Origin of the sequence: Rouxiella badensis, assembly GCF_002093665.1 — a bacterium.
Lineage (GTDB): Bacteria > Pseudomonadota > Gammaproteobacteria > Enterobacterales > Enterobacteriaceae > Rouxiella > Rouxiella badensis.
Genome location: NZ_MRWE01000025.1, coordinates 1 through 14,162, shown reverse-complemented (window position 1 = coordinate 14,162; position 14,162 = coordinate 1). Strand labels below are relative to the sequence as shown.

Below are 14,162 nucleotides of genomic sequence, written 5' to 3'. Positions count from 1 at the left end.
TACGTAGCGAAATTAAGATTAGTGACAAATTTTTAGAAATGCAGGTTCTGCAATGCAAGCTGTAGGGCAATCGCCCACATTACGACCCCGACCACCAGATTGATCGCGCGCTGCGTTTTGCCTTTGTTCAGCCACGGTGACAGCAACGCCGCAAGCACCGCCAGCCCGAAGAACCACAGCGTGGAGGAAAGCACCGCGCCCAGCGCAAACCAGGAGCGCTCATCGCTGGCGAGGCGTCCCCCCAGACTCCCCAGCACCACAAAGGTGTCGAGATAGACGTGCGGATTGAGCCAGGTGACCGCCATCATGCTGGCCACGATGCGCCAGCGGCTTTTCTCCATCACTTTCGCTTCAACCTGCAAAGGATTCGCCGCCATCGCGGTACGGAATGCGCCCCAGCCAAACCACAGCAGAAAGGCCACACCGCCCCAACTGACGATAAACAACAGGGTTGGATAGTTGTCGAGCAACGCACTGCCGCCAAAAATACCGCCGCAGATCAGGACAATGTCGCTAAAAGCACAGAGCCCGGCAATCATCAGATGGTACTGACGGCGGATGCCCTGATTCATGACAAAGGCGTTTTGCGGGCCAATGGGCAGGATCATCGCGGCGCTGAGCATCATCCCCTGCAAGAAGATTGAGAACATGGTGAAAATTTCCTGTTATGAGTCCAAGAGGTCTATGCGCCGCAGTGTAAGGGAGAGTCATCATTAGATGAAATTGTATTTTCTAATAGACTATTAGGCAGGCTAATAGCGCAGATTCATCAAGCAAAACGCCCTGCGAGCAGGGCGTTTTTTTAGATAGCAGACAGATTATTCGGCCTTTGCAGCCTCTTGCTGCTCGGCCGCTTTCGCTTCGGCGGCGCGGAACAGATGCACGTCCATCTGCGGGTAGGGAATACCGATATTATTGGCATCCAGCGCTTCCTTGAATTTCTCCAGCAGGTCCCATTTAACGTTCTGGGAATCACCGTTGGCGGTCCAGTAACGCACCACGAAGTCCAGCGTCGAGGCGCCCATTTCGTTAAGACGGACGACCACGCCCTTCTCTTGCATGATGCGCTCATCGGAAGTGGCGATATCGCCCAGCACCTTCTTCACCAGCGCAATTTCGGCGTCGTATGAGACGCTGACGATGATGTCAGTCCGGCTGGTCGGTTCGCGCGAGGTATTGATGATGTTCCCGGCGATCACTTTACCGTTAGGCACCACGATAACCTTGTTATCCGCCGTCAGCAGTGTCGTTGAGAAAATCTGTACATGCGTTACGGTACCGGCAACGCCGCCGAGGTCGACGTATTCACCCACGCGGAACTGACGGAACATCACCAGCAACACGCCCGCCGCAAAGTTTGACAGCGAACCTTGCAGGGCCAGACCTACGGCCAAACCGGCGGCACCGATAACGGCTATCACGGAGGTGGTCTGCACGCCAATGCGGCCCAACACGGCAATCAGCGTAAAGGCAATAATCGCGTAGCGCACCAGTGCTGCCAGGAAATCGGAAACGGTCAGGTCGATATTACGCAGACGCATTACGCGACTTACCGTGCCAGAGATTAATTTCGCCGCCACCAACCCGATGACCAGAATCACCACAGCGGCCACGATATTGACCGCATAATGGATCAGCAATTCCTGATTTTTGGCTAACCACGTACCGGCATTATGAATGCCATCAACCACATTTATATCTTCCATTTAACACACCCTAGCAAGCAATAATGAAACCAAACATTCGCGCTAAAGCGCACAACGAATGATGCCTAAGCCCTCAAGGGTAACCAAGATTTCGCCGAACTGCTAATCTGCACCATCGCTTTGCGCGATTTTTAAACGTTGCTTACCGGCTTTTCAACCGTCCTTGCAACAGGTTTAAAAGCCTGCAGCGGTCCCCTGCCGCTAAGGGTGAATACCGACAGCAGCGTAAAGGCCAGCGCTATCAATCCGAGGATCAGATAAGTGCCGTGGAAACCAATCTTGCCGTACATATCGCCGGCGAAGACGGACATAAAAATCATCGCAATCTGTTTGAAAAAGCAGAAACAGACCAGATAGATGGTTGCCGAGAAACGTACCTCGAAGACCGAGGTGATGTATTTGAAGCAGCCGACAATCAGGAACGGCACCTCGAACATATGCAGCGTTTTCAGCACCACCACCTCGACCGGTGTACTGGCAAACGAGGAGCCAATGATGCGGACAGACATGATGATACCCGCCAGCAACAGGGCGTTCTTGCCGCCGATGCGATTGACAATCAGCGGCGCGAAGAACATCACCAGCGCGTTCAGCAATTCACCCATGGTGGTGATGTAGCCGAATACCCGCGTGCCCTCATCGGCGCTGCTGAAGAAGGAGGTAAAGAAGTTAGCAAACTGCTGGTCGAACACCTCATAGGTACAGGACACGCCGACTACGTAGAGACCGAGGAACCACAGTTTCTTGTCTTTGAGAAGTTCCGCCGCCAGACGCAGGCTAAAAGGCTTGGAGTTGGCTCCCAGTTCGTTAGCCACCTTAGCCGTCGCTCCCACCGCAGGTTTGGCCACCAGCAGCAGTACAGCGAGGATAACCGCGCAGCCTGAGCCGAGCCAGAAAACAAACTGACTGTTGATGGTAAACATAATGCCCACCACCGAGGCACAAATCGCCCAACCGACGCAGCCAAACATGCGTGCACGACCAAACTCGAAGCTGCTGCGACGACTGACCTTTTCGATATAGGCTTCAATAGCCGGTGCACCACCGTTGTAGATAAAGCCTAAATAGACCCCGCCAACAATCGAGCCCAACAGGATGTTGGTTTTCAACAGCGGTCCGAACACGTAAATAAAGAACGGGGCAAACATCACCAGCATACCGGTGATGATCCACAGCAGGTGTTTCTTCAGGCCCAGCTTGTCTGATAGCAGTCCAAACAGCGGTTGGAACACCAGAGAGAAGAAAGAGATGCTGGCAAAAATAATCCCGGTATCACTCTGATTGATATGGTTAATATCATGCAGCCAGATAGGGAAGAACGGAAAATAGGCACCCATGATGAAAAAGTAGAAAAAGAAGAACAACCCAAACGTCCAGAAATTGGTATTTTTTATGTAGTACATCTGAAACTCCTCGGCCTAAACAGCTGCCCTGCCTTGCTGTTTGCGTGCAGACAGGGCAACGAACATTACTTGCGCAACCAGCTCAATGAATAGCGATACTCACCGGCCGTCAGCAGATATTCCGGACTGACGCTGGGACTCCAGGAATCATCGCCACCAATCCCCATGCGGAAGGCATCGACGTTCAGCCAGGTGCCCTCCTCTTCCTGCAACAGATGGCGATGGCTGGTTTCCATCAGCTGATTCAGACCAAAGCGGCTCACCCCAAAGGCGAAGTCACCGCGCAACGTCCAGTGGCCGTAATTCAGCTCACGAGTCCCGCCGCGCGAACCGTTTTCGGAAGGAAATACGTAAGGGGTGTAGAGTGCCTCCAGCGGCAGCTGCCAGCGAGAGAACTGCGCCGCCAGCTGCCTGTCGGGATAGTTCTCGTGCGGTCCGAGACCCAGCCATTCGGCTGATGCGGCAACCTCTCGCAGCTGACAGGTCAGGCCGATACGCGCCGGTGACGGCAAATCGCTTGCCACCTGAACCCGTGCGTCGATATGCAGTTCGCCCTGCGTCCCAATGCGATAAGTTTTGCGGCTAATCAGGGCGACCTTGTTGTCGTTAAGGAAGGCGTGTTCGGTTTCAACGATGACCGCTTCGGCCAGACGATTGACCTCAAGATGCAGCAGCTGGCTTTCCAGCGCGTACATTCCGGCCTTCTTCCAACGCTCAACCCAGGCGTTAGGGTCGATGCGGGTGGCTTCGCTCACGCCAATATCGTTATCCAGCGGTGCGCGGACAAACTGGTCACAGAGCGGTGTCAGCAGCTGCGGCTCTTCTCCCTGCCACCACTGTTCGAGCAGGCCGGTTTTTGCGTTGAACTGCCAGCGCTGACCGCCGTGAGTGATAATGATGCCATCGTCGCTGTGCGTTAACCCCGGTGCACTGCCCTGCTCTGGTGAAATCTTTGGCAAGCTCAGCGCGCGCGGCAGCGTCCACTGATGCCAGGCGCTGCGATGTCCGGCGTCTGACCACGCGGTTGCCTCTGGCTGCACAATGTCAATATTCAGCCACAGTTCACCGGCCTTGCTGACCGCAGGGATATCACCCAGCGTAATGCGCTGGCGGCCCTGCGGCGCGATATCCAGCGCCACCTCGCCGTAACTCAGCGCTTCACCGTTCAGCTCAATGCGCCAGTTCAGACTCTCGTTGTCGGTTCGGCGGAACAGATTGTCGTTATGGATTTCCACCACCAGCGGATGATGACTCACCAGCTCAAAATGGAAGAACTGCTGGGCACGCTGCGCCTCGAAAAGCGCCGGATGGGGGGTTCGGTCCTGGAATACCAGACCGTTCATGCAGAACTGGCGATCGTTTGGCTTGTCGCCAAAATCACCACCGTAGGCCCAATAGCTGACGCCATCGTCGCCGGTGCGGGTCAGGCTCTGGTCAACCCAGTCCCAAACGAATCCGCCCTGAAGACGGGGATGGTCGCGAAACGCCTGCCAGTATTTGTCGAAACCGCCGAGGCTGTTGCCCATCGCATGAGCGTATTCGCAGAGGATGAGCGGACGCGTCTCGTCCGGCATGCCGATCCACTTTTTGATAGACCACTTCGGCACCGCGTCAAAAGGCTGGTCCTGATCTACGCGGGCATACATCGGGCAGATAATGTCGGTCGCCGCGGTATTGGCTCCCCCGCCCTCATACTGCACAGGGCGGCTCGGATCGGTGGATTTTATCCAGCGATACAGCGCGTCATGTGTGGAACCGTGGCCCGACTCGTTGCCCAGCGACCAGATGATGATGCAAGGATGGTTGCGGTCGCGCTGCACCATGCGGGTGACGCGTTCGCTAAAGGCGTTAAACCACAGCGGATCATCCGACAGACGATTCATCGGCTGCATGCCGTGCGTTTCAATGTTCGCCTCATCGACCACGTACAGGCCGTAGCGGTCGCACAGCTTGTACCACAGCGGATGGTTCGGGTAATGGGAGCAGCGCACCGCGTTGAAGTTATGCTGCTTCATCAACAGGATATCTTTCAGCATGGTCGCTTCGTCGATAGCCTGCCCTTTCTCAGGATGATGCTCATGGCGGTTGGTCCCGCGAATCAGCAGCGGCTGGCCGTTGAGTTTGAGCAGCCCCTGACTGATTTCAACCTGACGGAAACCGACGTCAAAGGCCTCGGCCTCAATCAGTGTGTTATCCGCATCAAGCAGGGAAATCACGGCGCGATAAAGGTTCGGTTGCTCGGCGCTCCACAGCAGGGGCTTGCTCAAGGCAAGGCGCAGCGTGACCTTATCAAAGTAAGCCCCGCGTTCGTCGATAGTTTCGCTGCCCAGCGGCTGAACCTCTTCGCCGACACGCCGATCGCCGTGCCACAGTTCAACCTGCACCTTCAGAGCGGCGGCGAGGCTGGCCGATGTCCGCACCGACATCTTCGCCTCGAGTTCACCCAGCAGGTAATCAGCGTGAAGAACGGTGCGCAGCTGCACGTCGGTCAGTTGAACTGCCGGTTTATGCAGCAGGCTGACGTCACGGAAAATACCGCTCATGCGCCACATATCCTGATCTTCGAGATAGCTGCCGTCGCTCCAGCGTAAAACCATCACCGCCAGACGGTTGCTGCCCGCGTGCAAAAAGTTGCTGAGGTCAAATTCGGCCGGTAAGCGACTGTCCTGTGAATAACCGACCCACTGCCCGTTGCACCAAAGATAAAAAGCCGAGTTAACACCGTCGAAGATGACACGCGTCTGCCCCTGTTCACGCCAGGCTTCCTCAACCTCAAATGTGAGCGAATAACACCCGGTCGGGTTTTCCTGCGGCACAAACGGCGGATTCACCGGAATTGGATACTGAACGTTGGTGTAAATTGGCGCGTCATAGCCAGCCATTTGCCAGTTTGACGGCACCGTAATGGCGTCAGCGTTTGGCAGGTCGGCGTCGAGCCAGGCCACTGGCACCGATTCGGGAGCGCTGAAATAGCTGAACGCCCACTGGCCGTTAAGACTCCGCGCGCTTGTTGAAGGCTTGTCCAACCTGGCCTCGGCCGTATCGCGCCAGCTTTGAAACGGTGGATGCGCAGGCAGGCGATTGACCTGAGTGCAGACCGGGTTTTCCCAGTCACGTCGCGCCAATACCGCGCTTAACCGATTTGTCGCCTGTTCTGTATCAACCTTCATTGTCACTCCCCGAAAATGTTATGCGCTCACATTAATGTTTTTAAAATGGGGGGAGAGCCAGATTAAGTAAAGGAGCCGAGATTCAGAAGGCGACGAGGATCACAATTTCAAGCGCAGATCCGCACGCGTTGGCTCAAAGTTGCTCCAACTGGCGGGCGATGCGTTTTAATTCTAGCGCCAGTGACTGAGCAGAGTCCGCCGTCTCGCCGGGGGCAGAGGTGGTATCGCGCAGCATGAGCGTGGTGTTGAGCAGCAGTGAGTCAGGCGTCGCCTGCTGCGGATTTCGCAGCATCTGCACCATACGATTGACGCTCTCACGCCCGCTGAGGCGGAAATCTTGCGCGATAGTGGTTAACGGCGGCTGAAAATAGGCGCTGTCTTCAGTGTCATCGTAACCCACCACGGAAAGCTGCTCTGGCACCGATATCGCAGACTGATGCGCCGCACGCAGCACCCCCAGCGCCATTTGGTCGTTGGCCACCAGAATTGCCGTGGGCCGCTGCGGCTGATTGAGCAGGCTCATCGCCAGCTGATAGCCCGACGCCGAGCTCCAGTCGCCGTGCAGCACGGCGAAAGGCTCAAGCCCGTGACTCGCTAACCCACACAGCCACCCCTCGTAACGCAGGCGCGCCGAAACCGACTCCAGCGGCCCGGTCAGCAAAGCGATTTGACGATGCCCGAGCCCAATAAGGTGTTCGACACCCTGTCTCGCCCCTTCGTTGGGATCAAACAGGATACTCAACAGAGAAGCATTCGGGTCGACGTCCAGAAATAGCACCGGCAGATTGCCGCAGGATTGCTTGACCGCCAACGCGCTGTCGGTTTCCAGCGGTACGTTGACAAGGATCCCATCGACCCGCTGGGCGATAAGTTCATTCACCGCGGCACGGCAAGACTGGAGATCCAAGTCTTCCACCATCGAGATTACCACGTGATATCCCAGTTGGCTGGCGCGCGTCTTGATGGCCGACGCCCCCTGTGAAGGCGCGTTCAAGGCCAGATTTGTGCTCGCCAGACCTAAGGTAAAGCTCTGTTTCCCCGCCAGCTGTTGCGCCATCCGATTGGGCACATAATTCAACGCGTTCATCGCCGCCTCAACGCGGACGCGCGTTTTTTCCGAGACCTGTGCAGCCTGATTCAGCACGCGAGACACCGTCTGGTAAGAGACGCCTGCGTGGCGGGCAACATCATCGAGCGTAACGGATTTTGGCTTGTTCAACGGCGGTTATCCTGACGGGTTGAGTTACAAACAAGGGTCGAGACACGAGCTAAGTCATCGGACTGATGATAACAGATTTCTGAGGCGGCTGACGCGCACGCGCGGATTTGCACATTGCGGTGCACCCTTATGGTTCATATCAGTCACCAGAGAGGCATTAACCGCTCAATCCGTGCACGAAAGCGCTGTAAAAAGCGCAACATTAGGATGCTAACCGTATTGTATGCATAGCCTGTGAATTAACCACAAAAATAATTAACTCTATTTATCATGCAGTTGAATAAAATTCGACGTTAAATAATCCGTCACTGGCCCAGGAATTGCTATTCCTCATGCAGACAACTTTTTACACCTTTGGGGAAAATGCATGGACAACCATAATCAGTCAGAAGGTCAGCTGCAAAGAGGCTTGAAAAACCGCCACATTCAGCTGATTGCTCTGGGCGGCGCTATCGGCACCGGCCTGTTTCTCGGGATAGCACAAACCATAAAAATGGCGGGCCCTTCCGTGCTGCTGGGCTACGCCATCGCTGGGATTATCGCCTTCTTTATCATGCGCCAGCTCGGCGAAATGGTGGTTCACGAACCGGTCGCAGGCTCGTTTAGCCACTTTTCCAACAAATACTGGGGGCACTTTGCCGGTTTTGTTTCAGGCTGGAACTACTGGGTGCTTTATGTGCTGGTCAGCATGGCAGAGCTCACCGCCGTCGGCATCTACGTTCAATACTGGTGGCCTGAAATCCCGACCTGGGTCTCAGCCGGGGTCTTCTTCGTCGCCATTAACGTGATTAATATGACCAGCGTGAAAATCTACGGTGAAGTCGAATTCTGGTTTTCAATAATCAAAGTTGCGGCGATTATCGGCATGATAGGTTTTGGCGCATGGTTGCTCGCCAGCGGACACGGCGGACCTGAGGCAAGCGTAGCAAACCTGTGGCAGCACGGCGGCTTCTTCCCTAATGGAATCAAGGGACTGGTGATGGCGATGGCCGTAATCATGTTCTCATTTGGCGGTCTCGAACTTATCGGCATTACCGCCGCCGAGGCCGATAACCCACAGAAAAGCATTCCGAAAGCCACCAATCAGGTGATCTACCGCATCCTGCTGTTCTACGTGGGCGCGCTGGCAGTCCTGTTGTCACTCTATCCATGGCAGAAAGTCGTCGAAGGCGGCAGTCCGTTCGTTCTGATTTTCCACGCGCTCAACAGCAATCTGGTCGCAACGCTGCTCAACGCCGTCGTGCTTTCCGCCGCACTTTCTGTTTATAACAGCTGCGTATTCAGCAACAGCCGCATGCTGTTTGGCCTGGCGAAACAGGGTAACGCCCCGGCCTCGCTGTTAAAGATTAACCGTCGCGGTATTCCTCTGAACGCGCTCAGCGTCTCGGCGCTGGTGACGGCGCTCTGCGTATTGCTCAACTATCTGATGCCGGGCAAAGCCTTCGAACTGCTAATGTCACTGGTGGTCTCGGCGCTGGTGATCAACTGGGCGATGATAAGCGTTACCCACCTGAAATTCAGCCGCGCCATGCACGCTGCCGGGCAAAAAACGCGCTTTGCAAGCCTGGGCTATCCGTTAACCAATATCCTTTGCCTGCTGTTCCTGGCCGGCATTTTGGTGATTATGTTTATGACGCCGGGCATCCAGATTTCGGTGTGGCTGATCCCCGTCTGGCTGCTGGTGCTGGCGATTAGCTATCATTTGAAGAAAAAGAAAAACAGCGTCACGACGGGCAAGATTGTAGAAACCAATAACCTCTGAGACAGGGACAAAATGAAAAAATTATTACCTTGGGTATTGCTGGTTGCCGCCGGGAGCGCCAGCGCAGAATCGCATCTACAAACGGTGGTAAAACAGGGCGCGTTAAACGTCTGCACTACCGGCGACTACAAGCCTTATACCTTTCTTAAACCCGACGGCAGCTATGAGGGGATAGATATCTCAATGGCGGAATCGCTGGCGAAGAGCCTGGGTGTGAAGGTGAACTTTGTAAAATCGACCTGGAAAACGCTGACACCCGATCTGGTCGCGGGCAAATGCGATATCGCGATGGGCGGTATTTCGGTCACGCTGGCACGTCAGCAGCAGGCATTTTTTGCCGAGAGAATGGACGTCGATGGGAAAATCCCGCTAGTACGCTGCACCGACGTGAAAAAGTATCAGACTCTCGAACAGATCAATAACCCCTCGGTACGCGTGATCGAACCGGCGGGTGGCACCAATGAGGCGTTCGCCCATGCTTTCCTGCCGAAAAGTACGCTGACGCTCTCTCACGATAACGCCGGGATCTTCCAGCAGTTGGTCGATAACCAGGCCGATGTGATGGTGACTGAAGCCTCAGAGGCGCTGTACCAGAAGAAGTCGCACCCTTCCCTGTGCGCGGTTAATCCCGACAAACCGATGCAATACGGTGAGAAGTCTTACATGCTGCCAACCGATGACATTAGCTGGAAACTGTATGTCGATCAGTGGCTTCATCTGGCAGGCGCCACCGGCGAATATCAGAAGATAGTCGCCAACTGGATGTAAACGGACCGCTTATCAGAGTCATAAAAAAGGGCCCCTCAAGGGCCCTTTTGTTTTTTCTTGCCTGAGCGGCATGAAAAGTCAGTCTGAATTACAGACGGTTAACGTCGTTCAGCTCTTCGAAAGCCTGTTCCAGACGGGTCACCATAGAGGACTGAGCAGCGCGCAGCCATACGCGTGGATCGTAGTACTTCTTGTTCGGCTTGTCAGCGCCTTCAGGGTTACCCAACTGCGCCTGCAGGTAAGCTTCGTTCTTTTTGTAGTACTGAAGAATACCGTCCCAGTTAGCCCACTGAGTATCAGTATCGATGTTCATTTTGATAACACCGTAGCTGATGGACTCTTTGATTTCGGCAGCAGAAGAACCTGAACCACCGTGGAACACGAAGTCCAGGGAGTTGTGCGGCAGGTTGTGTTTCTTGCTGACGTAATTCTGAGAGTCACGCAGGATGGTTGGAGTCAGTTTAACGTTGCCTGGCTTGTACACGCCGTGAACGTTACCGAAGGACGCCGCAATGGTGAAGCGTGGGCTGATAGCGTTCAGTTTTTCATAAGCGTAATCAACGTCTTCTGGCTGGGTGTACAGCGCAGAAGCGTCCATGTGGCTGTTGTCAACGCCGTCTTCTTCACCGCCGGTGCAACCCAGTTCGATTTCCAGCGTCATGTCGATCTTGGCCATACGTGCCAGATACTTGCTTGAAATCTCGATATTTTCTTCCAGTGATTCTTCTGACAGGTCGATCATGTGAGAAGAGAACAGTGGTTTACCGGTCGCTTTGAAGTGTTTTTCGCCTTCGTCCAGCAGGCCGTCGATCCAAGGCAGCAGTTTCTTCGCTGCGTGGTCGGTGTGCAGAATAACCGGCACGCCGTAGTGTTCAGCCATCAGGTGTACGTGACGTGCGCCTGAAATAGCGCCCAGAATTGCCGCGCCCTGTGGCACATCAGTTTTCAGACCTTTACCCGCGATAAACGCAGCACCGCCGTTAGAGAACTGAATAATGATTGGACCTTTCACTTTCGCAGCGGCTTCGAGAGCGGCGTTGATGGAGTCGGTACCTACACAGTTTACTGCCGGGAGAGCAAACGCATTTTCTTTAGCTACTGCGAATACTTTCTGAACGTCATCACCAGTGATAACACCAGGTTTTACGAAATCAAAAATTTTAGACATATTACGTTGTCCTGTATCGTCGGTCGTAGATGGATTGAATCGGATTAAAAAATATAGCGTGGGCAGACGAGCAACCTCATCTGCCCTGGATTATTACTTTTTAGCACGCTCTTCCAGCATCACAACGGCTGGCAGCTCTTTCCCTTCAACGAACTCAAGGAAGGCGCCACCACCGGTAGAGATGTAGGAGATTTTGTCGGCAATACCGAACAGGTCGATAGCTGCCAGCGTGTCGCCGCCGCCTGCGATTGAGAAAGCATCGCTATCGGCAATGGCGTGCGCCACAATTTCGGTCCCTTTACGGAAGTTAGGGAACTCGAATACGCCAACTGGACCATTCCACAGAATGGTTTTGGCGTTTTTCAGGATCTCGGCCAGACGCTGTGCAGACACGTCGCCCATATCCAGAATCTGCTCTTCGTCTTTGATATCGCTGGTAGATTTCAGGGTAGCGGTCGCGGTTTCAGAAAACTCGGTTGCTACGCGAACGTCGGTTGGAACCGGAATATCACAGGTCTTCAGCAGTTTTTTGGCGGTGTCCACCAGGTCTGCTTCGTACAGTGATTTGCCGACATTATGGCCTTGCGCCGCCACGAAGGTGTTGGCGATACCGCCGCCCACGATCAGCTGGTCAGCGATTTTGGACAGAGACTCAAGAACGGTCAGCTTGGTAGAAACCTTAGACCCGCCCACGATAGCAACCATTGGGCGCGCAGGGTTGCCCAGCGCTTTGCCCAGAGCTTCGAGTTCGGCGGACAGCAGTGGACCTGCACAGGCGATTGGCGCGAACTTGCCCACGCCGTGAGTCGATGCCTGAGCGCGGTGCGCAGTACCAAAAGCGTCCATGACATACACGTCACACAGCGCAGCATATTTTTTAGAAAGCGTTTCGTCGTCTTTCTTTTCGCCTTTGTTGAAGCGAACGTTTTCCAGAACGACCAGCTCACCCTCAGCAATATCAACACCGTCGAGATAATCTTTCGCCAGGCGAACTTTTGAACCCAGCTTGTCTTTCAGATAGTTAACAACCGGCAGCAGAGAAAATTCTTCGTTATATTCGCCTTCGGTAGGACGACCAAGATGCGAGGTCACCATCACGCGTGCACCCTGCTTCAGGGCCGTTTCGATGGTAGGTAAAGAGGCACGGATACGTGCATCGGACGTCACTTTACCGTCTTTAATCGGTACGTTAAGGTCCGCACGGATCAGTACACGCTTTCCTGCTAAATCCAGATCGCTCATCTTAATTACAGACATGGTGAATCCTCTTCTCGTTGATTCTTTTTAAAGTTGCTTGAGGGCCGACCAGCCGTGGCTGATTTGCCTTACTAGAAACCGCTTGCGGACATCGCCAACGTCGTGTCCAACATCCTGTTGGCGAAACCCCACTCATTGTCGCACCAGACCAGAGTCTTAATCAGGCGCTGACCACTGACCCGAGTTTGCGTACCATCGACGATGGCGCTATGCGGGTCATGGTTAAAATCGGTAGAAACTAATGGTAGTTCGGTATAGTCAACAATACCACGAAATGCACCATTCGATGCCTTTTGCAGCAGTTGGTTGACCTGCTCAACGTCAACCTTTTCGGAAACAAAAACGCTCAGGTCGATAGCGGTAACGTTGATAGTGGGAACACGCACCGAAATCGCCTCAAAGCGGTCACAAAACTTGGGCATGATGCGGGTAATTCCGGCTGACAGTTTAGTATCAACAGGAATAATTGACTGACTGGCTGCGCGGGTACGGCGTAAGTCCGGATGGTAGGCGTCGATTACCGGCTGGTCATGCATCGCAGAGTGAATGGTCGTGACTGTGCCGAATTCGATATCGAACGCGTCGTCCAGAAGTTTGATAATGGGAATAATACAGTTGGTGGTACAGGAGGCATTTGAAACGATGCGGTGCTCACGTTCGAGCAGGTGATGATTTACGCCGTAGACGACGGTGGCATCGAGGTCATGTCCGCCAGGATGGGCAAACAGGATTTTTTTCGCACCCGCGGCAAGCTGGGCCTCCCCGTCTTGTCGACTGCCGAACACGCCAGTGCAGTCGAGCACCACGTCAATGCTCAGTTCGCCCCAGGGGAGTTGGCTGGCGTCGGGCTGATGCAGCAGTCGGATGGTGTCGTCACCTACGGAGAGCACATCACCTTCCTGGCGCACATCCCAGGCGAAACGGCCATGGCTGGAGTCGTATTTCAACAGATGTGCCATTCCTTCAGGGCTGGCGAGTTCGTTGATTGCCACGACGCTAATTTCTGCACGGCGACCAGATTCGTATAAAGCGCGCAATACGCTACGGCCAATGCGACCAAAGCCATTAATTGCGATACGTATTGGCATACTTCTCCCTGTTACACGGTTGTTACCTAATTACGATAACCCTATAGTAATGCAGTGCGCCTTTGCGGTGAATCATCATTGCACCTGATTGGCTGCAATTCAGAACGCTATACCCCAACAACATTCAAACACGTTTACGACTATCCTGCGACGTTCGCCAAAATAACCCTAACTGAAACGGTTCAGCCGAGCATAAACCAAACTTTGTGCAAAGGAAATATTTCGGTGCAATTTGACGCACTCCCGCATGCGATTGATGAAAAAAACGCCTGATTATTCCTTTTTTTTCCTAACGTGGGCGTTATTTTATTAAAAAGCTTTTGTGGAGGGTTTGATGCAAATCAGAGGGAGAGTTTTTTATTGCAAAAATTTTGGAGCGAGAGTCGCCCTGGGCTTTTCTTAAAAATCAATTTTTAGGAAGTAAAGGATAGTGTCTTAAATGGCAATTTTTTTTGTTAGAGGCACATGCCATGGAGGCTGGATGCTGCACTGGGGCTGCTTTTGGGGTTTATGGGGCAGCGGCCCTGATCCGCTTTTGCGGTTAAAGTCTTTAAGGTCAAAAGCACGTGCCTTGCACGCTGGGCGCTGGCCCAGACCAGCCAAGGGGCCTTCCCAGGCCAA

11 protein-coding genes are annotated in these 14,162 nt (G+C 54.0%); 2 read left to right on the top strand and 9 right to left on the bottom strand.

The features are described 5' to 3' along the window. Positions 1-32: 32 nt before the first annotated feature. The 5 genes from argO to BS640_RS14740 form a co-directional block, all read right to left on the bottom strand. Positions 33-650, bottom strand: coding sequence for an arginine exporter ArgO (gene argO / locus BS640_RS14760; protein ID WP_084912835.1), 618 nt, complete (start codon positions 648-650; stop codon positions 33-35). A 168-nt stretch (positions 651-818) separates the two neighbouring features. Further along, positions 819-1,706 (bottom strand): small-conductance mechanosensitive channel MscS, encoded by an 888-nt coding sequence (gene mscS, locus BS640_RS14755; protein ID WP_084912834.1) that lies wholly within the window; start codon positions 1,704-1,706, stop codon positions 819-821. A gap of 131 nt (positions 1,707-1,837) precedes the next feature. Beyond that, positions 1,838-3,109, bottom strand: coding sequence for an MFS transporter (locus BS640_RS14750; RefSeq protein WP_084912833.1), 1,272 nt, complete (start codon positions 3,107-3,109; stop codon positions 1,838-1,840). A gap of 65 nt (positions 3,110-3,174) precedes the next feature. Further along, positions 3,175-6,279 (bottom strand): beta-galactosidase, encoded by a 3,105-nt coding sequence (locus BS640_RS14745; RefSeq protein WP_084912832.1) that lies wholly within the window; start codon positions 6,277-6,279, stop codon positions 3,175-3,177. A gap of 133 nt (positions 6,280-6,412) precedes the next feature. Further along, positions 6,413-7,498 carry a LacI family DNA-binding transcriptional regulator gene (locus BS640_RS14740; protein WP_084912831.1) on the bottom strand — a complete coding sequence of 362 codons (1,086 nt, stop codon included), beginning with the start codon at positions 7,496-7,498 and terminating at the stop codon, positions 6,413-6,415. A 367-nt stretch (positions 7,499-7,865) separates the two neighbouring features. Here BS640_RS14740 and BS640_RS14735 point away from each other — a divergent pair, with 367 nt between their 5' ends. Both BS640_RS14735 and BS640_RS14730 read left to right on the top strand, forming a co-directional pair. Then, a complete protein-coding gene (locus BS640_RS14735) occupies positions 7,866-9,260 on the top strand; it encodes an amino acid permease (RefSeq protein WP_084912830.1) in 1,395 nt (464 codons plus the stop codon). Positions 9,261-9,272: 12 nt separating this feature from the next. Next, positions 9,273-10,028, top strand: a complete 756-nt coding sequence (locus BS640_RS14730; protein WP_084912829.1) for a transporter substrate-binding domain-containing protein — start codon at positions 9,273-9,275, stop codon at positions 10,026-10,028. An 88-nt stretch (positions 10,029-10,116) separates the two neighbouring features. Here the strand turns inward: BS640_RS14730 and fbaA are convergent, their stop codons facing one another. The 4 genes from fbaA to BS640_RS22195 form a co-directional block, all read right to left on the bottom strand. Further along, positions 10,117-11,196 (bottom strand): class II fructose-bisphosphate aldolase, encoded by a 1,080-nt coding sequence (gene fbaA / locus BS640_RS14725; RefSeq protein WP_017494315.1) that lies wholly within the window; start codon positions 11,194-11,196, stop codon positions 10,117-10,119. 93 nt (positions 11,197-11,289) lie between these two features. Next, complete coding sequence (gene pgk / locus BS640_RS14720) at positions 11,290-12,453, bottom strand: phosphoglycerate kinase (RefSeq protein ID WP_017494316.1); 1,164 nt, start codon at positions 12,451-12,453, stop codon at positions 11,290-11,292. Positions 12,454-12,524: 71 nt separating this feature from the next. Continuing rightward, positions 12,525-13,541 (bottom strand): erythrose-4-phosphate dehydrogenase, encoded by a 1,017-nt coding sequence (gene epd / locus BS640_RS14715; RefSeq protein ID WP_017494317.1) that lies wholly within the window; start codon positions 13,539-13,541, stop codon positions 12,525-12,527. A gap of 435 nt (positions 13,542-13,976) precedes the next feature. Continuing rightward, positions 13,977-14,162: hypothetical protein (locus tag BS640_RS22195; RefSeq protein WP_206600936.1), on the bottom strand; the 186-nt coding region annotated here is incomplete at its 5' end.